Below are 23,201 nucleotides of genomic sequence, written 5' to 3'. Positions count from 1 at the left end.
GTTATGAAAGCGTCAGCGCGCGGGCGGGATCGAGCACGGTCAGTTCGTTGCGCAATTCGTTGATGCGCGAGCCCAGAGCGATTTTGTCGGCGTCTTTGCGCGTGGTTTGCGTTTTGAGCGCGCGCATCAATTGCTGCTTTACTTCGAAGACCAGCGCCGGTTCCCAGCGCGTGAGCGGCAGCGAGTGCGACGCGGCGTCCAATTCGGCGAGCAGCGCGAGCGCGGTATCCGCACGGCCCGCCGAGTCGGCGACGCGCGCCATCACCAGGCGTTGCAGATATCGATGGCGTTCGGTCTTCATGCCCGGTAACGCATCGAGCCACGCAAACGCCGCTTCGATGCCTTCGCGTGACGACAGATCGCGCGCTTGCGCTTCGATTTCGGGCCAGTCGCCTGCCGCGTGCTCATCGGCATCCGCGGATACCGGCAGCGACGCCACGCTCTCGCCCGCTTCCAGATCGCGCACCACGGCGTGGCGGGCGATCCATTCGAGCGTGGCGTCGTCGGCGAACGGAGTGCCGTCGTTGAACGCGAGCCGCTCGATGCCCGGCAGCCGTTCGAGAAAGCGCGCGAAGTCGGCGCGCAGCAGATCGCGCCATGCGTTGTAGGGCGCGCCCACGTTATCTAGCGCGACGTGCTGGAAATACTGCAGGTCGAACCACAGATGGTTGACGCCCTCCATGAACGCGCCTTCGACGCGTTCGAGCAGTTCGTTCCACTGTTTCTGCAGCACGAGCCGCTTGAAATGCTGGCGGATTTCGCTGCGTGGCGGCTCGATCCGCGTGCGCCCGCTCGCATCCCCCGGCGGCACTTCGTGCAGCGTGTCCCAGCGGATGCTGCGCACCAGACGCGCCGCCGGCAGATAGCCGTTTTCCTGATCGCGCAGCCATGCGGCCATCGTGCGTGCCTGATCGAGCAGATCGCGTGCGGAGACTATCGGACCGCATGACGGCAGCGACGAGCTTGCGGGAATCGGCGCGCTCGCGCTCGGTTCGGCGCTTTGTATGGCGTCGTCGTGGCGCTCAACTGCTCGCACGCGCGAACGATCAACGCGTCGTCGATATTCGAGAGCTTGCCCGCTTCGTCCTTCACTTCGAAGAAGGCATCTTCATAGCCGGGATCGCGGCCGACGCCGTTCTCGCCAGACAACGGCGTGAGCCACGTGTTCCATGCATCGAGACGCGCTCTAGTGAGCTGATCGGCGTCCTGAGACGGGAGAAGTTTCTTGAGCAATCCGGCCAGCATCATCGACCTCCCGGCAGCGGCACGCCAACTTTCTGCGCCGCTGAGAACGCGCCTGGCGGTAAAGGCGGCGGGTTCGGGCCCGAACCTCTCTCAGCAACGGACTTTGTCATGAAGATGTGCGTCGGCAGCGTGAAGTGGCGCAGCGCCAGCACATCGAGCGGCCCCGCGCCGCTTTCAGCGCGCAGTTGCACCGAAAGCGCCGGACCCACGCCCTGGTCGGGCGTCCACGACAACACGTAGCGCGCGTTGTCCTGCTGCGAGACCTTGGCGCGCTCCATCAGACGGATGAGCGCAAAGCGGCCTTGCGCGTACATCGTCGAGCGCAGGCCGCCTTCCTCCGTTTCCCATTGAAGCTGCGCGTCGTTATCCAGCGCCTGGCCTGGCCATTCGAACGGCACCCACTGTTCCATCTGATTGAAGTAATGAAGCTGCTGTCCCGATGACACCAGCTTCATGTCCGTGATGCCCGGTGTGGGCGCGCCGCGTAGCTCGAAGCGCACGCGGGCGTCGCCCGAGGGGAACAGCGCGGTCGATACACGCGTCAGCTTGTTCAGCGCAGCGAGGAACGCGGGATCGAGCGTCAGCGTGCCCTGGTCGGATCCCTGCGCCGCGACCCACTGATCACCTTGACGCTTGACCACGCCCGCCAGTTCCGTCGCCACAAACTGAGCGATGACACCGTTATCCATTCGCATGAAGCGCGCCATGTCGGGCAGCGACGCGTCGTTGTCGGAATCCGCGAACGGATAGCGTCCGCCAAACGCGCGGTTCCAGTCCGCCAGAATCGACGTGCGCCAGATCTCGTTCAGGCTCGATGACGCGGGCTGCACGACCACCTGCCAGGTCTGCTCGAGCGGCGCTTCGAAGAGCCGGCCGAAACCCGACCATTGCTCACCGAGGCTGGCCGCCAGCCGGCTTGCGTAGTCGCGACTGTCGGCGATATCGGATGTCTTGCCTTGCAGCACGGCTTGCGCGGCCGCGCGCGACATCGCGTCCGGATCGGCGCTGGCCATCATCTGCTGCGTCTTCAGGCGCATCGCGGTCACGCGCTCCAGATAGCGCGGCAGGCTCAGTTCGCCGAGCGCGGCGCTCTGTGTCGGCGACTTCGCGTTGGCCGGTGCGGGCGCGGTGAGATCGGCGCCCGTCAGACGCAGAATCGGGCCGAAGGCGACCGCCAGCGGAGCCAACTGCGGCTGCGCTTGTTTCGACGGATCCTTCTCGTCCTTGCCCGCCCACTGCTGCGCCTTTGCAATCAGATTGTCCGAGAGCGATTGCGTCGACGCGCCCGCACTCGCCTGATAGACGATCGCGTTCATCAGCGCGACCAGCGGCGAGCGCTGTGGATCGCCAAGGAGCGTCAACTGATCGACCGTACCCGAGAGCGACGATGCGCTCTGCCAGCGGATGCTATTCAGAAACAGCGCCCATGCGCGCGTGTAGTCGTTGAAGTAGCGCTGGCGCAGTTCGGCTTTCAGCGTCGTAGGAGCAGTGTTGTCGAGCTTGGCGTCGGAGAGCACCCAATCGCCCGTGACCGTGCGCTGTTCGCTCGCTTCATCGATCGCCTTCGGGATGCGTTCGTCCCACGCCGCGCGGGTGAAAACACCGGGCACGGTCGCCGTTGTGTTGAAGAGGCCGCGGCTTGGGTGATCGCCCAAAAGCGTGGCGAGCGTCACCGGTGGGTACTTCGGCTTCGTCTCCTCGATGATTTGCTGGTAGATGGCGTCGGTCGAGTTCTGGATGCCGCGCACGCCGATGATCGTCTGGCGGGCGGCGGCCACGAGCGCAACGTCCGGGGTGATTGCAGCCGCTGAGTCGCGCTTCAGGTGGCTGGCATAGAAAGCGATTGCGTGCTGGCGCGTGTCTTCCCACGTACCCGGCGTCACCGATGCGTTAGACGGGCGCGCCGGTGCGTTGGTGGCCAGCATATGGGCGCTCAGAAACGACGCGTCGGCGTGCTCCGGGTGAGCGAGCATCAGATACGTCTTGAGCGTGTCGTACGCGGCTTGCACCTGCGCGTTGCCGCCGCTGGCGATCTCGGCGTCGGAGAGCGAAGCGAGTTGTCGCAGCCGCTCCTCGAGCTTCGCCTGGATCGGTGCAATGAGTATGCGCGAGGCTGCCTTTTCGTAGGCCGGCCAGAGGGCATCGTAGAGCGCAGCGTCATGATTCAGGCCGAAGCGCAGGTGCCACGGCGCGCCTTCCGCGCGATGGGTTTCGAGCGTGTCGAGTTGCTTGTCGAGCGCATCGAGCGCGAGCAGGGAGTGCGTGGGGTCTTGCGTTGACGACGCTTCGATCAGTGCGGACGCCGCCTCCTGCATCGCAGACCGGTTTGAGGCGAAAGAGATCATCGAGCCGAGCAGCCAGACCGCGACTATGGCGGTGGCGGCCCATGCCGCCGTGGTCGACCATGAGAAGCCGACGCGACGGCCATAGAGTTTGCGGCTGTGCGCGGCAATGTCTTTCCACACCGCATGATTGAACAGCGCTGCGCGTGACGATTCCGTCCAAGCCTGCTTGCGTTGTTCACCACCTTCCGATTCGCGCGCGTAAGGAATCGCGGCGAACAGCAAACCATGAATCGCAGTGCGCCATATCTGGGGGCTTCCGACGCGCACAGCGAGATCAGAAAGGGCTGCGCGCAATTCCTCCAATCGCTGCGCCAGTTCCGCAACGACCCCATCGTACGGATCGAGCGAAAGACGCGCAACACCCAGATCGGACAAATCGCCCGCGAGTCGTGCAAGTGTGCTTTCGATGTACTCCTTGTCGGCGGGTACGCTCGTCCAAACATGCCCGACGCTTTCGTCGTGCTTGAATACAGAACCTTCGCATTCCGTCAAATTCACTAAATACGTGGGCGCGGCCCAACGCAAGACGCGCGCATGTCGCGTCAAGCGTTGTCCGACAGTCTCTGCGTCGAACGGATTGTCGATCAAATCTTGGGTGTTTGTGACCTCCACGATTGCATCGATTGCTCGACGACCGCGTAGTTTGCGCAGCCCATTGAGCCAGTTTATATCCGGTTGCCCGTCACTCTGGCTTCCACTTAACAACAGCGCATCATCTACGAGATGCCAGCCAGTGGCTGGAAGACCCGGCACTAGCCGCTCTACCAGCGAATGGTCCCCATTCACAAGCAGCCAGCGCGCTTTATATCTCCAGCGCATACCATACCGATCACGCAACGCATCGCGCAGCGATTGCATGCGTTTCGAGATCTCATCTGTCGCGATTCCGGCTCGTCCGACGCGCGATTGACTCTCCTTGTTCTCATCGTAGCGACGAAACCAGCGAATCGCCTTCAAAGAAGCGGTCCAAAGCACCGCTCCTTCAATTAGCTTCACGAAGAGGAGAAGAACAAGGAACACCGATAGCAACGAAAGTTCGGCGATGATTAGCCCGGGACCCGACAGGCCGACGCTCGGCCCCTTCACCGCCAGAGTCAGGGCAAGCGCCAAATAGATGATGACTATAGCGATCCCTATGAACAGCCAGACGGGTGTTTCTACTTTCTGCTTTTCTTTGACTGCCTTCACGTTTCCTTCCTGCATACCAACGCGATCAATTCATTATCCTGGGCACACAGAACCAGTTGAGGGTTTGCGGTCGAATCGGCATTGGCCGCAGCAAGCGCGCTGGCAAGCCACTGCCCAGCCCCCGCGCAGTCACCGACCGAAGCCTCGATTTGCCGCCATTGTGTCCCCTCCTGAAGACTTGCGGCACGGCGTATCTCGCCAAAATCATCGGCCGGCAAGCCTTGAATCCACATCGAGTCCAGATTCTTCGTGTCTGCTTCGCCCCAACGACTCGCAAGCCCGAGCACGTTTCCCACCTCGTTTTTCTCGCCCCGCGCGGGACGGTGAAGGCGCAGCGCTTGAACATTCGTGCCTTTCAATGATGTCGGTTCGCCTAGCAACAGAGCCGTCCCGACCTCGGCTACCCCAGCGTCGAGCAGTGTGCTGATGGCTTCACGAAGTTGCATTGCAATCACCAAATGAAGCGCCTTTTCGTCCTGCAGATCCAGCCATGCATCCGTGGCGAAGATTGACAACGTTTGGTCGTATTCGACTCGCGTCTTGAGCAAAGGGTGCCGTTCGTATAGCTCCCGGCGCACGTGCTTCACCACGCGCTCCGGCTTGAGCCGAGATTGAAGGCAGAGATGCACATGCAGCGACATATCCCACGGAATATCGGCGAGAGGCTCCGCGAGATCGTTCAGGAGGCTCGCAATGAGCCAGTCGCACACAGCCAAATGACGCGTATGCTCGCCGAGCTCGTTGCCTGGATAGAACGGCTCTCCCGGCACGTCGATCCATCGGGCATGCACGTCTTTGCCGGGGAAGGCCCCACTCGGGCGTAGTTTCGACTCAACTTTCCCTCCCAGAAGGCTTTGTAGACTGTTTTCTTCCTTGTCGGAGGAAAACCGCCAACCGTAACCGAAAATGGCCAAAGGACGACTGGCCGCGGTATGACATGCCTGTTCCGCCTGTTCGCTGACCCAGTTGCGAGCAAGTGCCGAGTGAAGCGCTGTATGTCCATAGGCCAAGCTCGCGGCAAGCAAAAAGCTCCATCCGAGAACTGGGTAGCCCACCGCGCACAGCCAAAACCAGGCACTGGCTACCGGACTTCCACCGGTCCAAGACAACACCGTTATAGTCGCCCCGATGCAAAGCGCCAGGCATAGCAACGCAAGCCAGAGCAGAGCGGACGGACGTGGCGCCATGGGCACGTCGGCCCGCGGCGGGATTCGCTCGAAATCAATGGGCATTGGCTAACGGACGCACGCTCCACTTGGGGACCCGATCAAATACGCGCCACATTGCGTATGATCGCCGTAACGCGAGATCGGCATCCTGCCGTCTTTGACGCGTCGACTCCCCTCGACGATCGGGTGGTCGCCATGCGTCGGGCATGAAACTATGGCTCTGACACGAGCGGCTCTCCGCCCCTTGAGCTCGGTTCGACCTGAACCTGTCAGCACATTGCCGTTGTGGCTGGCGGTGTCGCCTTCGTAGACAAGCCCTTTCATAGTGTCTGTTTATCCTTACATAATACGAGGCTTTGAATTCCATTTATGGCTCGCCACGGAATACATCTTCCATTGATAAACGCTTTTTTGGACAACCTATTTCTCTAACGCTCTCTATCTGCGAGCGCCTTTGGTCACGCGAACCACGACGCGACGCGGGATTTTTCCCTTGACGCCCGCGCTTCAACCTCGGGTATCTATATTATCTAAAAATTGGAACTGGCAGACCATGAAAACCAGCTTCCCAATAAGCGGCTGTGAGGTTCAGTTTAGCCACCGAACGATCCGTAACTTCAAGAGCGATTAACCGGAGCAACACCATCACGTTGCGATTCGTTAACGTTAACGAACATATGACGACGCCTACGGCCGCGAGGGCATCATGTTTTACATTGCTTGTTTCGTGACTTCATTTTTTACAATTTACAGCCCTGAGAACTTATCGCCACAACTTTTTAGCCGATTTCCAACGCCGCGCGGCGCCGTTCGCTTGAGAATGAGCCTGATAGCTTATTCATAAAGTAGGCGTGAGCACGGTCTCCAGTGACCAAGGAGACTTGATTCAGCAAGCTCCCATACTTAATCAGACCATATAACTTTTATTTAGCACCTATGTCCCTAAATTCTTCTCGCGGTAAGACTTCGTAGCCCCTTTGTCGTACTGACGCGTCATTGTCGCACCGACGGTCGAATACCTTTCGACCTTTTCTAAATGCGATCACTCCAGCGCTGGAATCGCTTTCATCCCTCGCCAGCACCATTCTGTCGAACAAATAATAAACGTATCCGTCGTTCTCGAAACGCACATGCACCTCGCCGCCACCAACCAGTGGCCTAGACGATAAATAGAACTTCGTCTTGCTGTCTTTGCTTGATAAATCCATACGAACTTTCCCTCGCAGTCCTGCTCGATAGATGACAGAACCATCACTCGACTCGCATAGCGAGCTCGTCGACCGAGAAAATTCACAATTAAAAATTACCGCCTCTTTAGTTGAACACAACCCTTCGGCACGAGCCGTATCACCACATAAAAGTTCGAATATGCCTGCGGCAAGTAACGCAAATTTTTTCATTATCGCTCCGCTGGCAGATTCAGTAACTGTGCGATTCGATTGAATCTTGCCAATCGATCAGCAAGCCCCTTTTGCCCGCCGTTAACTCTTCTCGTAACATTGACCACGGTTCCGCTGTCAGCGATCGCGTTAAGCGAATTTCTAGACCAAAAGACGTAGGCAGATTCGACTGCATAGTTTAGATCTGACAATAACTCTGGGAACTGAACGAAATCCCTCACGTCCTCGGGCGAACGACGATTATGCTCTTCCATGAATGATCTGTAGTTCGCGCGACCAGTGGTTTGGATGAATCCCCGTCCGCGATACTTATAGCCATCCCCACTCTCTTCGTCGCCATTTCCATTTCGATTTGCGTAAACGTAGTTCGCAAGATGTTCTGAATTGTACGCATAGTACTCAGATTGCGTCCAAAGCTTATCCCTCAGCCTACCCATCGTGCAGTCATCGCAACCTTCATCGTAACGTTTCTCTCCTCCCTTGCATCCGAAAGTCCTTCTCATTTGCTTCGGACTGTATCTAAGCCTTTCTTCCGCGGCCCGAAGGAAGCTTTCGTGAGCAACTTGAGACAGAAAATGTGCAATCCTTCTAGGAGAATCGACGGAATATAATCCGGCATAATCGTTAATCGGATCCAAAATTGTCTGGTAATATTCTCTCGAGTTTTCAGGTCCAACCGCTAATAGCATTTCAAGGGAGATCAATCGAGGCTTTTCCTGAAAATTCCCCACCAATCCCACAGGATGCAGATGAAACACATCCGCCTGAGGAAATCCCGGAACCTTCGCCTTCACCTCATCCCACCACACGAGCTTCTCGATACGCTTCTGCTCTTCTTTGTACTGGGGGTTCGGCGTGGCGTTCTCGATTTCCGTGTAGAGCTGTCGCCACTTCTGCGGATTTGTCCACTCGCTTTCATGCTTCACAATCAATCGGGATGCCGCTTGCATCAGCCATGGATAGTGGCCTGACTCACCTGCATAGGCTAAGCACAAGTCGTCTGCAGCACGGCTGCCATCGCCTTGCGGAAACAGCTTTCGGTACACCGCCTGCATCATTGGACTCAACTTGCTCAAGGCCTTCGCATCTGCAGCACCGGTATGACTGGCAAAGTCCACCCACGCCTTGGTCCTCGAGAACATGGTGTGAGCCGGATCTTGTGCCCCGTCGATACAAGCGAAGTCCACCCATTTCTGGGCGAACTCTCGCGTCACAGTTCCGCCCGCGAACTGCTCTTCACGCACCCATCCCTCGATCGCTTGTCCTCGCTGATCCGCGCTGCCAACGCGCCACCAGTTCATCTTTCGTCCGTTGCGATCCGCCGTCGCTTCAGCGTGTCGCTTGTTCGTATCCCGCGCCAGTTCGGCCAGTGACCACCGCTGCACCACGCCCGTCACCGGCGGTTCACTACCCGCCTGCTCCGCGTTGCGATAGAGCTTAGTCCCCTCCGCGATACGCAATAGCGTCGGCTCGGAAGAAAGCCCCAGCCGCTTCCACTCGTCGGGATGCGCGCTGTGGGACGCGACCCACGTCCTGCTTTGCTCAATGAACGATTTGACGCTGTCGTCACAGAACACCTCGATGTGCGCCATTTTCGTGGCGGACGGCGGATTCGCATTCAATGAATCAAAGCGGCCAAGATGGCCTATCAATTCGCCCGCTTTCACGGCGATGCCCTGCGCATTCGCGTCGTCTGCTCCACCGGCCAACAACGTAACCATGACGCGATCGAAGGCATCGTCAGGCATGATTTCCTGCACCACCGGACCACCGTTCTCGCTACCCAGAAATATCCAACCGCCCACTACTGTGGTGGGCGGAGCATCGCCCACCTGGGCCGCGTACGGTTGCGCACCATGCGCGTCCGTGATCTTGCCCCAGCCATGTTGCCGCTCGCCAATACTCACAGACGCACCTTGGGGCAGAATGCCAAGCGCCGGACGTGCTCCACGGCTCGTCTTCGGAGCGCTGCGGATTCTCAAACCTTGCTGACTAGCATCTGGCGCCTGACCGGTTCGGCTCGGAGCTGCCTTGTCCCGCGCATAGGACGTGACTTTGTACTGAGCAAGCGCAGATAGATACGCCGGTTTGGCCTTGCCCGTATCGCGCTCATACTCCTCGTACGCTTGCAGATGCATGTACAGGCTATAGAAAGTCAGCTTCGTGCCTTTCGGGAACTCCATCGAATGGCGAACCAAAGCGAATCCGGTGCTATAGGGCGCTTGCACGTTTCCGAGTTGGCTCACCGGATAAGTCCGGTCCACCCGGTATGCAATGACGTGGCCATCTGCAATGCATCGCACGCCTTGCTTCAAATCCAGCTTGCTGCCCGCGCCGCTGTCGGTGATGTGGATACCGCCGTGCCAAAAGCCTTTCTTACTCACCAAGAAGGTTCCGCCGGGTTCCTTCTCCGAGAGCAGTTGGTAAATCTCGTGTTCGTCGGTGAACCTGACTGCCGCATCCGTATCCCTCTGCCCCTTCTTCAGGAACGGGAAGGCAAACGACAACTTCTTGACCTTTGTGTCGGGCGGCGTCGCTTGCGGTGCGTTACGAGGGACTGCAGGCGCACTGCGTTGGCCACCTGAAGCGGGCTGGGGTGCAGACGCAGGTTGCGGCGCCGAAGCGGGTCTTGCAGCAGTTGCTGATGTTGCCATCTCGATTCTTATTCAGAAAATCCAAAGGAAATCGGGTTCTTCATGTCCTGCACCGGCGTGCTTGACCAGGACGGGAATGTGAAGCTTCCGCCGTCGGCGTCAGCGATGGTCAGATCCCCCTTTATCTCTATCTCACCTGAAGGACTACCAAGCATGATTCTACCGCCCATCAATTTGATATAGGCTCCCGAACCATCACCGATCGTCACACCCTTGCGCCCGGTTATCGTTACCTCGCCATCTGAGGAACTCACAACCATGCCTTGCATGGCCAACAACTCCATCGCGTCGCTCTGCGCCTGTATCTGCACCTTCCCCTTCGCGGCAAACAAACCGATTCCCAACTTTGCCGCGAAGAATGAAATCGCTTCACCGGCAGCGGCAGTTATGCGCTTCAATGCGCCAAAGTCGAGACCCTCGCCTGAAGTAACGAACATCTGCTTGCGCGACGCAAGCTGTAGTTGCTGTCCGCTGGCAACACCAATGCCGTCCGGCGCGGTCGCTACAAGCACTGACCTCCCCAATTTGGTCAGTTTCTCCTCGATGAGCGAACGTTGCTGGTCGACCTCTGCGAGCCATGCCTTAGCAGTGCTGGCGGAATCGTTAAGCGAGCGCAACAGATCCCGGGCCTGACTGAGCGTAGTATCGGCGTCCTGCATCGCGAGTTGCTGGCCATTCGAGTTCTGCTGCACTTCCGCTGACAGCAGCACTCCCTTTCCACCCCGGACCGCCACATGCTCGTCCGAACGCAACTCCGCCCCCCGCCCACGCTCCTTGCGCTGCCCATCGACCATATGCCCCAGATTCAGTTCGCTGGTCTGATACGGCGTCGTCAAATGGATGTGCTCGAAATTCTCCTTATCCTCCATGCGAAGTTCGTTCTTCGCAGCCGTGCGGATGAGATTTCGGGTGTTGTTCAGGTTGTTGACCAGATCCGGATTCAGGCTGTCGTGCAAGCTCCCCACGATCACGGGCCGATTCGGATCCTGTGCCGTGAAGATGAGCGCCACCTCCGTGCCGTGGATCAACGGCATGTGATGACCGTAGTCCGCCCCCGCATAAGGCTTGGCCATACGAATAGGACGGCTCGCGCCCCCCGGACTCCACTCGTCCAGATCGAACGGCATCTTGACGACATACCGTCCCTTTTCATCGAGATAGCCATAGTGATAGTTGCCGGGAGAATCCACCCTGGCCGGCCAGATGCCTTCGGCCTTGGGACGCTCGATCACGTCGATGCTCGTGCGCCACTTGCGATCCGCCGGGATCGCCCGAAAAGTGTTCCAGTACGACACGCCCCGGCCGCCGCCGCAACGCATCGACGTAACGAGCAGGCCGTTGGGCGCATCCTTGGGATTCACGTCCAGCCTGATCACCTCGCCCACTTCGAGCGAGAACGGATTGCCCCGAGCGCGATAGCTGATCTGCGTGGCGATGTGCGCTTCATGGCGCAGACGCGCGATCTGGCGACCTTCCTCCAGCGTTTCGTAATGCTCGCCCCACGTCCCATCGACACCATCGGTGGTCTTGTCCGCGCGCGCGGTGTTCTCCTCGACCAACAGATTGACGTCCGCCTGACGATGGTTGTAGTCGTTCAGTTGCACCGCCTCGGGCACGCGCTGCGTGATCGTCCTGAGCGAACGGATCGATTCGGCACCCACGCTTTCCAGCCCCGAGTGGCTGCGATACGGAACCACCCGCTGCTTGCGGGCATACGCATCCAGATCATCCCCGAAGATGATCACCGTCCGATCGCTCTTCTGCTCGAAGCGAAACCAGATGCCCGCTTCGGCGCAGAGGCGCTGAATGAACGCGAACGTGGTCTCGTAGAACTGAGTCTCGTATTCGAGCCGCTTATACGTGCCGCGCAGACTCTTGAAATCGAAATCGACACCGAGGCGATAATCGTAGTGGCGCAGCGTATCGGTGATGATCTCGACGACCGATTGCTTCTGAAACAATCGGCATGTGCGGCCTCTCGCCAATTCCGCGATCTTCGGCACCAGGGTGACGCGATACCGGGTTTCATCGGTCGATGTGCCGAGCGTCTCAAACCTGTCAATGACGCCATGCGTGACGCTAGGCTCCGGCGCCTTGCTGAAGTCCTTCCATCGTTCACCGAACATCTGCCGCAGATAAGCTTCTTGAGGATCGATGGGGGCGATGGTCAACACCGCAGACCGCCCAACGACCTGATCCATCGGAATATCGGCGACAGGGCTCGTAAATTCGATATTGAACTTGTAGAGCGCGCTAATTTGCGCCTCGCCATTGAAGCTCAATACTGAGATGGGCGCGGGGTGGGGCTTCAACTGGAGGCCGTAGGCCTGACTTGGCAATACCATTGACATGCGAAAGCACTCTCCCTGCTAAGCGCCACTTCGACGACAACTTAGGTAGACGTTTTAACGACCCGAGGATTGCATCGCGCAATCGCTTGGCATTCCGAATCGGGATAATTTAGCAGGGGATTGTGACCTAATATTCCGTCGCTCGGAGCGACGTCATTGTCATTTAGGAATGGTCCGAAGACGCTTGCGGCACTGATCGGAGGTGGGGCCGCTCGACATGGAAACTGCACCGAGCCTTTAGCATGTCCAGGTTAAAGCAGCGATCGCAGCGATCGCAGTGACGCGCACCCAAACTGCAATTCTGCACGTTGCTCGTGCTCGCAGAGGCGGTGCGGAGCGGGAGGTCATGACACAACTGGTTGCGCGCATCGGGCTCGACCGCCCGAGCTTCGGTCAAACGATGATCGTTAACGCCCGCTGATGGGCAATCGTCGCGCGTATCGAATATTTGAGAAAACTAAGCCCGATTCTGCATCAACAGCAGCGTCTCCCCGTCCTGCACGACGTTCCCCAGTTGATTCAGCACGCGCAGCTTCAGCGTCGCGATTCCTCGGTCGATGCGCTTCGTCACCCGCTTACCGACGACTTCGATTTCGACCTGAATGCGATCGCCGATATGAAGCGGCGCCCGAAACGACCAGTTCCATCCCAACGTCGCCAGCGCGCTCATGCGCACCGGTGAGCGCGTCTTCAGACCATCGGTGAGCGCGAGGCCGAGCAGTCCGTGCGCGATCCGGCCGGAAAATCCCGCCTGCTGCGCGGCCACATCGTCGAGATGGATGTCGTACATATCGCCCGATACACCCGCGTAATTGACAATATGCGCTTCCGTCAACGTCATGCCGGACGTGACGAAATGATCGCCTATCTCGAGGTCGTTCAGGTCATACATGCCCGGCGCGAGCAAACGCCCGCGCTGTACGGCGGCTTCTTCGTTCTGTAATTGGGTCATGTCTTCCATCTGTCCTTGTAATGTGCCTTCAAGAAAGTCGGCGTTCAAAGTCCGAGCGTCTGCATGACGAGCCGCATTCGCTGAACCGCGAGATCGGGATTGCGCAGCAGGCCGGCCTTATCGGCGAGACGGAACACGTCCGCGAGATAAACCGGCGGACGTGCGCCGTGGTGACCGCCGAGCATGAAGAAATGCGGCTGAAATCCGTTCAGGTAGGCGAGAAAGACGACGCCCGTTTTGTAGTACTGCGTCGGCATGCGAAAGATGTGGCGCGAGAGCGCCACCGTCGGCGCGAAAACCCGCTCGTATCGCGCGAGATCGCCTGCAGCGAGCGCCGCGAGCGCCTGCGATGCAGCCGGCGCGATCGCATCGAAGATGCCGAGCAACGCGTGCGAGTAACCTTCTGCATCGCCCTTGATGAGCGACGGATAGTTGAAATCGTCGCCCGTATACATCCTGACGCCTTCGGGCAGGCGTCGCCGGAAGGCAATCTCGCGGGCATCGTCGAGCAGGGAAATCTTGATGCCGTCGATCTTGCCAGCGTTCTCCGTGATGACCGTCAGGCACGCGTCGGCTGCTTCGTCGAGATTGTCGCTGCCCCAGTATCCCTTCAACTCCGGATCGAACATGTCGCCGAGCCAGTGAAGGATCACGGGCTTGTCGCACATCGCGAGCACTTCGCCATACACACGCAGATAGTCATCGCGACTTCGCGCCACGCGGGTGAGCGCGCGGCTTGCCATCAGGATCACCCGGCTGCCCGTGCGCTGAATCGCTTCGAGCTGCGTCGCATAGGCGCGGATGACGTCACCGCACGACGTGGCCGACTGCGCGGGAAGATGATCCGTGCCGCATCCCGACGCGATCCGCGCACCGGCCATGTCGCGCGTTTCCTGCATCGTCCGCTCGATGAGCTCGAGCGCCGTGTCCCATGTGAGGCCCATGCCGCGCTGCGCGGTGTCCATCGCCTCCGCGATGCCGAGCCCCTGGCCGATCAGATATCGCCGATATTCGATCGTGCGCGCCCAGTCGAGTGCGGCGGGCTGATTCAGTTCGCCGCTGCGAAGCGGATCGGCCACGACGTGCGCGGCGGAATAGGCGATGCGGTTGAATGTCGATCCCGCCGGCGCGCCGCCGATCGGATCGCCTTTGAGCGTGTAGTTTTCGAACTCGCCGGAAGCGGTCGGAAGAACGATATGCATGGTAGTCAGGTCCGGATAGGCGCGTCGAAAAGGATAGGGAACGCTGCGGGCATGTCGATGCCGAAAAACGTCGCGAACGCCGCGAGCTGCCCGTCGATCATCGGCCGTCCGTTGGTCGCGCGACAGCCGCACTGCCGCGCATGTTTCAGCAGCGGCGTTTCGGCGGGCGTCATGATGATGTCGACGACCTGCATCGCTTCGGAAAATGCGCCAAAGGAAGCCGGCATGCCATCGCCCGGCTTCATGCCGACCGGCGAACAGTTGATGAGCAGATCCATGCCCGCGACATTCGCCGGATCGACATCGACGCGAGCCTCGCAATCCGGATAGAAGCGGTTCAGTCGCGCCGACAACTGCTCGGACAGCTCGCGCTGCGGATCGCTCAGCGCGATGCTCGCCGCGCCCGCCTCGGCCAGCGCGTGCGCGACCGCGGCGCCCGCACCGCCCGCGCCGAGCTGCTTCACGCGCTGGCCGCGAACCTCGAAGCCGAGTCGCGTCAGTCCCTGCACGAGGCCTGTGCCGTCGAACATATCGCCGTACCAGGTGCCATCCGGCTGCTGCCGCATCACGTTGATCGCGCCGACGCGCCGCGCCGTGTCCGACATGTCGTCGACCATCGCCATCGCGCGCACCTTGTGCGGCACGGTGACGACCAGGCCATCGAGATTGCCGAGCGCCTGAAGTCCGGCTACGGCCGGCTCGAACACGTTCACGGGCACATCGAACGGCAGGCATGTCGCATTGATGCCGCTTGCGTCGAAGAGCGCGTTCATCAGTTGCGGTGTCTTCACCTGCGTCACCGGACTGCCGACGATGCCGAAGAGGCGCGTCGATCCATCGATTCGAAGAGCTTGCAACTCGCGCTTCACCGCTCGCCCCCCGCTAACTCAGCAAGCCGCGGATGACACGGCCAGCCTTGCGACGCCATCACGGCATCGAGGCCCATCGGTTCGGGACGGAAGAGTCGCTCGTCCATCAGCTTGAGATCGGGCGAGATGACGGGGCGAAACGCCATGTGCGCGAGCACGTCGCGCTCGAGATCGATGCCCGGCGCGATCTCGATCAGTTCGAGCGCGCCATCGATGGCGCAAAACACCGCGCGCTCGGTGACGAAGAGTGTCGTCTGCTTGCGCTCCTGCGCGAAAGGTCCGCTGTACGACACCTGCTGCAGCTTCGACACGAACTTGCGATGCGCGCCTTCCTTCAGGATCTGCAGCTTGCCGCCTTCGCAGGACACTTGCAGGTTGCCCGCCGTGAACGTGCCGCCGAAGACCATCTTGCGCGCGTTCTGGCTGATGTTGATGAACCCGCCCACGCCGATCAGCTTGTTCGCGAAGCGGCTGATATTGACGCTGCCCTGCGCGTCGATCTCGACCGCCGAGAGAAACGCGATATCGATGCCGCCGCCATCGTAGAAATCGAATTGATACGGCATGTCGACGATCGCGCTGTAGTTGCGCGCGGCGCCGGCATCGAGTCCCGCCGCGGGCGCGCCGCCGATCAGCCCTTGCTCGTTCGTCAGCACGATGTGATGCAGCACGTCCTCTTCCGCCGCGACGAGCCCGATGCCCGTGCACACGCCCGAGCCGACGTTGCACACCGCGCCCATGCTCAGTTCCATCGCGAGACGCCGCGCGATGATCTTGCGTTCGTCGAGCGGAAGGCGCGGAAAACCGCCGAGCGGAATACGCATTTCGCCGGTAAACGACGGATCGTAAGCCGTCTGATACGTCACCGGCTGATCCTCCTGAACGACGACCGCGTCGACGAGCATGCCCGGAATCTTCACCGTCTTCGCGGGCAAGGTGCCGCGCTTCGCAAGCCGCTTCACCTGCACGATCACGACACCGCCGTTGCGCTTCGTCGCCTGCGCCATCGAGAGCATGTCCGCGAAAACGGCTTCATGCTCCATCGATATGTTGCCGTCTTCGTCCGCCGTCGTGCCGCGCAGAAAAGCGACATCGACTTCGAACGGCTTGTAGAACAGCCACTCGCGGCCGTCGAGCTCGATCAGGCTGACGAGTTCGTCATCGCTCGGCGCGCCCTGAAGCCCACCGCCATTGCGCGGATCGACGAAGGTATGCAGCCCGACATGACTGACGAGCCCCGGCCGCCCCGCCGCCATCTCGCGCGTGAGCTGCGAGAGCGCGCCCTGCGGCAGTGTCCACGCTTCGACTTCCTTGTTCAGCGCCATCTGCGCGAGCGCCGGCGAATCGACCAGCGTGCCGCATACGACACGCTTGAGCAGCCCCGTATGCGCGAGCCGCGATGCGCCGCGTTCGCCGCGATCGCCGAGGCCGACCGGATGAAACGACGTGATCCGGCGCGGCTCGCCCTGCGCGAGAAAGCGCCGCTCGAGCGCCTCGATCAGCGCTTCCGGCACGGCGTGCCCGCTTCCCGATCCGCCGATCATCAAGGTATCGCCATCCTTCAGCAGGGATGCAGCCTGGTCGGCGGTCAAAATTTGCATGTCATCTACTCCGGTATTGTCTGTGTTTGCGTCGATGCCCGCATCGGCGTCAGATTGCCGAATGCGATTCCTGGAACACGGGCTGATCGTCCCGATGACGCGAGAGGCGTTTGCCGAACAGCGCCGCGATCAGCGTGAGCAGGCAGAAGACGGCGAGGAACACCATCACGTAAGTCGGCTTGCCGCCCGCGTATGCGACGAGCGCGGTCGCGATGAACGGCGTCGGCCCGCCTATCAGCGCGCCGGAAAACTCGCGGCACATCGCGATGCCGGAGAAGCGGTACTGCGTCGGAAACAGATTCGACAGGAACGCGCCCTGTGCGCCGCAGGTGCAGCCCCAGCTGATTCCATAGACCGCGCTCATCGCGATCGTGGCGAGCACGATGTCCTTCGAATCGATGGCGCGGAAGAGCGGCCACACGAGCGCGAGCGCGATCATCGCGCCGGCGGCGAACACGTTGCCGCTGCCGTATTTGTCCGCGAGCATGCCGCCGACGGGCGCGCAGAAAAGCGAGAAGCCCAGCGCGATGATCAGTACGACGAGGCTGTCAGCCTTCGCCATGCCGACCGTGTTGGTCATGTAGCTCAGCGCAAAGGTATTGAGCACATAGCTGAGCGCCTGATGGCCGCCCATCGCGAAGAAGCCGCACAGCAACTCGCGACGGCTGTTGCGAAACAGGTCCGCGACGGGCACTTTCTCGGCCTTGGCCTTCGCGCTCGCCTTCTCCATCGCGGCGACGTATTCGGGCGTTTCATCGAGCTTCGAGCGGATGTAGATCGCGACGCCGAACAACCCGAGCGACAGGATGAACGGCACGCGCCACGCCCACGTGAACAGGATGTCTTCCGGCACGTACGAGATCATCAGGAACGTCGCGATCGCGATCATCACGCCGAAGTTGGTGGCCGCGTTCGGAATCGACGTAAAGAACGCGCGCCGGCTCGGCGGCGTGTATTCGGCGATCAGCGTGATTGCGCCGGCGAGTTCCGCGCCGGCGCCGAAGCCCTGCATCATGCGCAGCAGCACGAGCAGGATCGGCGCGATCACGCCTGCCTGCTGCCACGTCGGCAATATGCCGAGGCCGACGGTCGCCGCGCCCATGATCGTCACGCAGAACACGAGCGCGGGTTTGCGGCCGTATTTGTCGCCGATATGCGAAATGACGATGCCGCCAACCGGCCGGATGATGAAGCCGACCGCGAAGGTCGCGAACGCCGCGAGCGTGCCCGCAAGCGACGACAACTGCGGAAAGAACAGCTTGTTGATGATGAGGCCCGATGCCGCTGCGTAGAGCCCATAGTCGTACCATTCGATGATGGTGCCGAGCGTCGACGCGAACACGGCGCGTCGGATGTTCCTGCGGTCTGCGTTCTGCGCATGTGCGACTTGCATGGCGCTGTCTCCTGCTTCTCTTTGGTCTGGTTATGTTCGACGTGACGTACTTGTCCGCGAATCAGTTCCGGCTTGCGCGATTGCCGAATGCGTTGGCGCCCTCCTCGTAGTTGCCCGAGGCGAAGCACAGCGACGTCAGCTCGTTCTCGTAGCGAATGCCCTGTTCGACGCTCATCGAAAGCGATGCGCGCACGGCCGCCTTGACCGACTGCGTCGCGATCGGGCTGAACTCGGCCATCTTGCGGCACAGCGCCATCGCGGTTTCGACGACGGCCGCATCCTCGACCACCATCTCGACAAGGCCGATGCGGAGCGCCTCGTTCGCATCGATGGTGTCGCCGGTCAGCAGAAGGCGCATGGCCTGCCCGTAGCCGATGAGGCGCGGCAGCATTTGCGACGCACCGCCGCCGCCGACCCAACCGCGCACCACTTCAGGCGCGCCGAACTTCGCGCTTTGTCCCGCGACGCGGACATCGGCGCCAAGCATCATTTCCAGGCCGCCGCCCAGCACCCAGCCTTTCAATGCCGCGACGACGGGCTTGGTGAATTCGCGCACGACCATCGCGTAATCGGTGCGGGCGCGAAACTCCCACGTCGTGCGATACGTCTTGAGCGAATGGAGATCGCTTCCCGCGCTGAATGCGCGCTCGCCTTCGCCGCGCAGCAGCACCGCGCGGATCGCTTCGTCACGCTCGATGTCCTGCCGGATGCCGGCGAGCGTCTGCGTCATCTCGGGCGTGATCGCGTTCATCTTCTCCGGTCGATTGATGACGATCTCCGCGACCGCGCCGTGTTTGCGCACCACCATGTGTTCCTGCATCGCGCCTCCTTTTTTTTCACTGCCGAAGCAGTGATGTCCCATTCGAGTATTCCCTTATACTTACTTACTAGTAAGTACGTTGAGCGGACATTAACATCATTTCCGGGCACTACGCAACGAGATTTTCGGGAGGCGAAAAATGGAACGCGCGCAGTCGTTTGCGGAGAAGGCGGCGAAGAGATCGACAAATGGGGGTCGTGTAAAATCGACCGCAAATTCCGCAGCATCCCCGTCCGTTGCTTCGCCTCGTTCGAGGCCGAGCCGGCAGTCCGATCCCCACCGAGATGAACCGTTGAGTCAGAACGACAAGACCGACAAAACAAGCGCCGCGCCCAAAAAATCTCCGATGTACGACAGCATCAAGGATCTGGCGAAGAAGCTCCTGATCGCGCACGGCTATCACAAGACAACGTTTGGCGTGATCGCCAAGGAGCTCGGCATCACGACCACCAACATCCACTATCACTTCGGCAACAAGAACAGTCTCGTCGAGGAAGTGGTGAAGGAATACGTGGCCGGCGCCACCGCGGGACAGAAGAAAATCTGGCTCGACGAAACGCTGTCGCTGCGAGAGAAGCTGCAGGCGGAAGTCGCCTACAACCGCAATCTGTTCCGCAAATACAATCCCGGCGGCAAGACGCGCAGGCCGTGGAGTCTGATTGGCCGGCTGCGCCTGGAAAGCGACGTCCTGACCGACGAGGCGCGCGCGGCGCTCGCGGGCTTCACGACCGAGATCCACGCGGCCGTCGAAGTCGCCGTCGAGCATGCGAGCCGCACCGGCGAGCTGAAGCGCGACACGCCGAAGGAAGACCTGATCTTCCTGCTCACGCACCTCGTCGACAGCCTGTCGGTATTCGCACAGGACGCGGGCGGCTTCGAGCGCGTCGAACAGTTCATGAACTCTTTCTCCGTCGTGGTGCTCGCGAAATACACCAAGTGAATCTTTCCCGTCGATGTCATCGGCGGCTGGACAATTAGATCGATCTACCTTATTGTCTTTCAACGGAGACAATAGACATGAACGAGACCGGTTTCAAGCTCGCAGTCGTCGGCGCGGGCATGGCATCCGCGCCGCATCTGGCGAGTCTGCTGGCCTTGCAGGACCGCGCGACCGTTCGGTATGTCGTTGCGAGGTCGCAGGAACGCGCAAGCGCTTTCGCCCGACAATTGCCGCATGCGCGCGTCACGCTCGATCTCGACACGGCGCTCGCCGATGACAACGTCGACGGCGTGCTGCTGCTGACGCCGCCGAACACGCATCTCGAACTCGGCGCGATGATCGCGGCAGCGGGCAAACATCTGCTGGTCGAGAAGCCCATCGACGTCACCACGTCTCGCGCGCGCGAGCTGGTCGCGCTATGCGAGCAACGCGGCATCGTCGCGGCTGCGGTGCTGCAACATCGCACGCGCGACGCAGCGCGCAAGCTCCGTCAATTGCTCGACGCGGGCGCGCTCGGCGACATCCACAGCGCGAGCATCGCCGTTCCGTGGTGGCGTCCGCAGTCCTATTACGACGAACCCGGACGCGGCACGCGCGAGCGCGACGGCGGCGGCGTGCTGATGACGCAGGCCATCCATACGCTCGATCTTTTCTTGTGGCTGGTCGGCCTTCCCGACGAAGTGTTCGCCTACGCGATCACGAGCCGCGCGCACCGCATGGAATGCGAGGACACCGTCGCGGGCGTCATGCGATACCGAAGCGGCTGCGTCGCGTCGCTGCACGCCAGCACGGCCATCTTTCCCGGCTTTCCCGAACGCATCGAATTGAGCGGCAGCAACGGCAGCGCGACGCTCGGCGGCGGCAGGCTCGTCGTGCAGTACATGGACGGCACCACGCTCGACGAAGGCGAAACCGCTTCGCTCGGTTCAGGCGCGAACCCGATGGCCTTCTCTCATCACGCCCATCAGGCCGTGATCGCCAATTTCATCGACGCCGCCACGCACGGAATCGAGCCGGTCGCGTCATTGCGCAGCGCCTTGAATGCGCATCTGCTGATCGACGCGCTGATCGCCTCGTCGGATGAGCATCGACTCATGATCGTCAACCCGGACTCGTCATCATGACTTTCGCACTGAACGCCGCAGTTTCCGGAGACACGCGCCTCTTCGCCATCGTCGGCGATCCGATTGCGCAAGCGCGCTCGCCGCTCGTCTTCAACGAGATATTCCAGCGCATGGGCGTGAACGCGGTGCTCGTGCCGATGCAGATTCCCGCCGCGTCGCTCGCGACCGCCATCGCCGGACTGAAGACGATCGGCAATCTCGATGGCATCGTCGTCACGGTGCCGCACAAGATATCGATGACCGGCCTCGTCGACCGGCTCCTGCCGATTGCGCGGAAAGTGGGCGCGATCAATTGCATGCGCCGCGTCGAATCGGGCGAATGGGTCGGCGAGATGTACGACGGCGAAGGCTTCACGCGCGGACTGCGAAAACAGGGCCACGAGCCGCGCGGCATGTCGGTGTTTCAGGCGGGTGCGGGCGGAGCCGGAAAAGCGCTCGCGCATGCGCTGTCCCGCGCGGGCGTGAAAGCGCTGCAATTGATCGATGTGGATCGCGCGAAGCAGGACGCGCTGATCGCGGAGCTTGCGCACGCCTATCCCGATGCGAACGTCTCGGCCGGAAGCGCCAGTCCCGCGGATGTCGATATGGTCGTCAACGCGACGCCGTGCGGCATGGCGGCCGGAGATCCGTTGCCGTTCGACATCGCCCGGCTCGACCGCCGCGTGCTGGTGGCGGACATCATCATGAAGCCTGAACGCACACAACTGCTCTGTCAGGCCGAGGAACGCGGCCACCGCATCCATCTCGGGCGTCATCTGCTGGAGAATCAGGCGGAGATCGTCGCCGAGTTCTTCGGCATCGCGCATGGCTGACCGGAAGACGGATCTCGCGGCCGATTCGGATACACTCCGGGCATACGACTCATCGACCGTTCCAATGACCCGAGGCAAACCAGGTTCTCCCGTCACGCTGCTGGATATCGCAAACGATCTCGGCCTGTCCCGCGCCACGGTCTCGCTCGTGCTGCGCAACAGCCCGCGCATCTCCGAAGCCACGCGCGAGCGCGTGCTGGAAGCGTTCAAGCGCAAAGGCTACGTCTACAACCGCCATGCGGCGGGCATGCGCAGCAATCAGACGAACACCGTCGGCGTCGTCGTCAACGACCTCGCCAATCCGTATTTCACGATGCTCGTCCGCTCCATCGAGGCGAGCCTGAGCACGCAAGGGTTCATCACGCTGCTCGGCAACACCGACGAATCGCTCGAACGCCAAGGCCGCTTTCTCGATACCGTGCGGCAGCACAATATCGACGGTCTCATCGTCTGTCCGACCGAATCGACGACGGCCGCGCAGATGCGTCAGGTGCTCGCGTGGGGCATTCCGTGCGTCTTCGCTTCGCGTTACGTGCCGGGCCTCAAGGCCGATTACGTCGGCGTGGACAATCGTCGCGGCATGGCGCTCGCGACCTCGCATCTGATTTCGCTCGGGCACAAACGCATCGCGATGATCGGCGGCGTGATGCGCGCGTCGACCGGCAGCGACCGCGCCGAGGGCTATCGCGACGCGCTGCGCGACGCGAAGATCAAACTCGACGAACGGCTGCTCGTGCCGTCGCCGCTCACGCGTCACGACGGAAAGCGCATCATCACCGAACTGCTTGCGCTGAAGAATCCGCCGACGGCCGTCGTATGCGGCAACGATATCGTCGCGTTCGGCGTGATGCTCGGACTGCGCGCCCACGGCATCGAGCCTGGCGCAGACTTCGGCGTCGTAGGCTTCGACGACGTGCCGGAAGCCGAACTCTGGGAGCCGCCGCTGACCACGGTCCAGGTCTTGCAGGACGACATCGGCCGCGCCGCCGCCGATCTGCTGCTCAAGCGCATGACGGAGCCTTCGCGGACGCCCACGCGCATCGTCTCGGAGCCGGTTCTCGTCATCCGCGGAACCTGCGGCGCGCGCAAATAAGCGCTTCATACCCGGACGTGCTCCGTTCGGGTTTCCCTTATAA

Annotated in this window: 16 protein-coding genes and 1 pseudogene; 4 read left to right on the top strand and 13 right to left on the bottom strand. The window is 61.0% G+C overall.

Features of this window, described 5'->3' with window-relative positions:
• Position 1: 1 nt before the first annotated feature.
• The 13 genes and pseudogenes from tssA to BG60_RS14585 all read right to left on the bottom strand — a co-directional run bounded on the left by tssA (position 2) and on the right by BG60_RS14585 (position 19,189).
• A pseudogene (gene tssA, locus BG60_RS14640) lies at positions 2–1,248 on the bottom strand (type VI secretion system protein TssA).
• Positions 1,245–4,778: an ImcF-related family protein gene (locus tag BG60_RS14635; protein ID WP_241484859.1), complete on the bottom strand. Its 3,534-nt coding sequence runs from the start codon at positions 4,776–4,778 to the stop codon at positions 1,245–1,247. Before BG60_RS14635 ends, tssA begins: the two are co-directional and overlap by 4 nt.
• Complete coding sequence (locus BG60_RS14630; protein WP_034471901.1) at positions 4,775–6,010, bottom strand: hypothetical protein; 1,236 nt, start codon at positions 6,008–6,010, stop codon at positions 4,775–4,777. Before BG60_RS14630 ends, BG60_RS14635 begins: the two co-directional genes overlap by 4 nt.
• A gap of 3 nt (positions 6,011–6,013) precedes the next feature.
• Positions 6,014–6,271 (bottom strand): PAAR domain-containing protein, encoded by a 258-nt coding sequence (locus tag BG60_RS36885; RefSeq protein ID WP_075583508.1) that lies wholly within the window; start codon positions 6,269–6,271, stop codon positions 6,014–6,016.
• A gap of 599 nt (positions 6,272–6,870) precedes the next feature.
• Complete coding sequence (locus BG60_RS38225; RefSeq protein ID WP_152563207.1) at positions 6,871–7,347, bottom strand: hypothetical protein; 477 nt, start codon at positions 7,345–7,347, stop codon at positions 6,871–6,873.
• On the bottom strand, positions 7,347–9,854 hold the full coding sequence (locus BG60_RS14620; RefSeq protein WP_063936109.1) for a glycoside hydrolase family 19 protein: 2,508 nt from the start codon (positions 9,852–9,854) through the stop codon (positions 7,347–7,349). The genes BG60_RS38225 and BG60_RS14620 overlap by 1 nt, the downstream gene beginning before the upstream one ends.
• A 155-nt stretch (positions 9,855–10,009) precedes the next feature.
• Entirely contained in the window at positions 10,010–12,352 is a 2,343-nt protein-coding gene (locus tag BG60_RS14615; RefSeq protein WP_034471898.1) for a type VI secretion system Vgr family protein, read from the bottom strand.
• 457 nt (positions 12,353–12,809) lie between these two features.
• Positions 12,810–13,304, bottom strand: a complete 495-nt coding sequence (locus BG60_RS14610) for a MaoC/PaaZ C-terminal domain-containing protein (protein WP_235366203.1) — start codon at positions 13,302–13,304, stop codon at positions 12,810–12,812.
• A gap of 44 nt (positions 13,305–13,348) precedes the next feature.
• Complete coding sequence (locus BG60_RS14605) at positions 13,349–14,506, bottom strand: dihydrodipicolinate synthase family protein (RefSeq protein WP_008353921.1); 1,158 nt, start codon at positions 14,504–14,506, stop codon at positions 13,349–13,351.
• A gap of 5 nt (positions 14,507–14,511) precedes the next feature.
• Positions 14,512–15,363 (bottom strand): shikimate dehydrogenase family protein, encoded by an 852-nt coding sequence (locus BG60_RS14600; protein ID WP_144403650.1) that lies wholly within the window; start codon positions 15,361–15,363, stop codon positions 14,512–14,514.
• 8 nt (positions 15,364–15,371) lie between these two features.
• Positions 15,372–16,976 (bottom strand): acyl CoA:acetate/3-ketoacid CoA transferase, encoded by a 1,605-nt coding sequence (locus BG60_RS14595; RefSeq protein ID WP_008353923.1) that lies wholly within the window; start codon positions 16,974–16,976, stop codon positions 15,372–15,374.
• Positions 16,977–17,025: 49 nt separating this feature from the next.
• Entirely contained in the window at positions 17,026–18,369 is a 1,344-nt protein-coding gene (locus BG60_RS14590) for an MFS transporter (RefSeq protein ID WP_008353924.1), read from the bottom strand.
• A 61-nt stretch (positions 18,370–18,430) separates the two neighbouring features.
• A complete protein-coding gene (locus BG60_RS14585; RefSeq protein ID WP_008353925.1) occupies positions 18,431–19,189 on the bottom strand; it encodes an enoyl-CoA hydratase/isomerase family protein in 759 nt (252 codons plus the stop codon).
• A 292-nt stretch (positions 19,190–19,481) separates the two neighbouring features.
• Here BG60_RS14585 and BG60_RS14580 point away from each other — a divergent pair, with 292 nt between their 5' ends.
• The 4 genes from BG60_RS14580 to BG60_RS14565 all read left to right on the top strand — a co-directional run bounded on the left by BG60_RS14580 (position 19,482) and on the right by BG60_RS14565 (position 23,158).
• Positions 19,482–20,129: a TetR/AcrR family transcriptional regulator gene (locus BG60_RS14580; RefSeq protein ID WP_008353926.1), complete on the top strand. Its 648-nt coding sequence runs from the start codon at positions 19,482–19,484 to the stop codon at positions 20,127–20,129.
• 77 nt (positions 20,130–20,206) lie between these two features.
• The gene (locus BG60_RS14575) at positions 20,207–21,253 is read left to right on the top strand and encodes a Gfo/Idh/MocA family protein (RefSeq protein ID WP_008353927.1); all 1,047 of its coding nucleotides are present in this window, start codon (positions 20,207–20,209) and stop codon (positions 21,251–21,253) included.
• On the top strand, positions 21,250–22,065 hold the full coding sequence (locus BG60_RS14570; RefSeq protein WP_008353928.1) for a shikimate dehydrogenase family protein: 816 nt from the start codon (positions 21,250–21,252) through the stop codon (positions 22,063–22,065). The genes BG60_RS14575 and BG60_RS14570 overlap by 4 nt, the downstream gene beginning before the upstream one ends.
• 64 nt (positions 22,066–22,129) lie before the next feature.
• On the top strand, positions 22,130–23,158 hold the full coding sequence (locus tag BG60_RS14565) for a LacI family DNA-binding transcriptional regulator (protein ID WP_008353929.1): 1,029 nt from the start codon (positions 22,130–22,132) through the stop codon (positions 23,156–23,158).
• The last annotated feature ends 43 nt before the right edge of the window (positions 23,159–23,201 follow it).

Source organism: Caballeronia zhejiangensis (assembly GCF_000698575.1).
Taxonomy (GTDB): domain Bacteria; phylum Pseudomonadota; class Gammaproteobacteria; order Burkholderiales; family Burkholderiaceae; genus Caballeronia; species Caballeronia zhejiangensis.
This window is presented reverse-complemented; position numbering and strand designations above follow the sequence as displayed.

Bases quoted from the DNA above. Each gene is read 5' to 3' on its own strand.
- BG60_RS14565 (WP_008353929.1), top strand. From the start codon at position 22,130: ATGACCCGAGGCAAACCAGGTTCTCCCGTCACGCTGCTGGATATCGCA.
- BG60_RS14595 (WP_008353923.1), bottom strand. From the start codon at position 16,976: ATGCAAATTTTGACCGCCGACCAGGCTGCATCCCTGCTGAAGGATGGC.
- BG60_RS14590 (WP_008353924.1), bottom strand. From the start codon at position 18,369: ATGCAAGTCGCACATGCGCAGAACGCAGACCGCAGGAACATCCGACGC.
- BG60_RS14610 (WP_235366203.1), bottom strand. From the start codon at position 13,304: ATGACCCAATTACAGAACGAAGAAGCCGCCGTACAGCGCGGGCGTTTG.
- BG60_RS14630 (WP_034471901.1), bottom strand. From the start codon at position 6,010: ATGCCCATTGATTTCGAGCGAATCCCGCCGCGGGCCGACGTGCCCATG.
- BG60_RS14575 (WP_008353927.1), top strand. From the start codon at position 20,207: ATGAACGAGACCGGTTTCAAGCTCGCAGTCGTCGGCGCGGGCATGGCA.
- BG60_RS36885 (WP_075583508.1), bottom strand. From the start codon at position 6,271: ATGAAAGGGCTTGTCTACGAAGGCGACACCGCCAGCCACAACGGCAAT.
- BG60_RS14605 (WP_008353921.1), bottom strand. From the start codon at position 14,506: ATGCATATCGTTCTTCCGACCGCTTCCGGCGAGTTCGAAAACTACACG.
- BG60_RS14615 (WP_034471898.1), bottom strand. From the start codon at position 12,352: ATGTCAATGGTATTGCCAAGTCAGGCCTACGGCCTCCAGTTGAAGCCC.
- BG60_RS38225 (WP_152563207.1), bottom strand. From the start codon at position 7,347: ATGAAAAAATTTGCGTTACTTGCCGCAGGCATATTCGAACTTTTATGT.
- BG60_RS14570 (WP_008353928.1), top strand. From the start codon at position 21,250: ATGACTTTCGCACTGAACGCCGCAGTTTCCGGAGACACGCGCCTCTTC.
- BG60_RS14585 (WP_008353925.1), bottom strand. From the start codon at position 19,189: ATGCAGGAACACATGGTGGTGCGCAAACACGGCGCGGTCGCGGAGATC.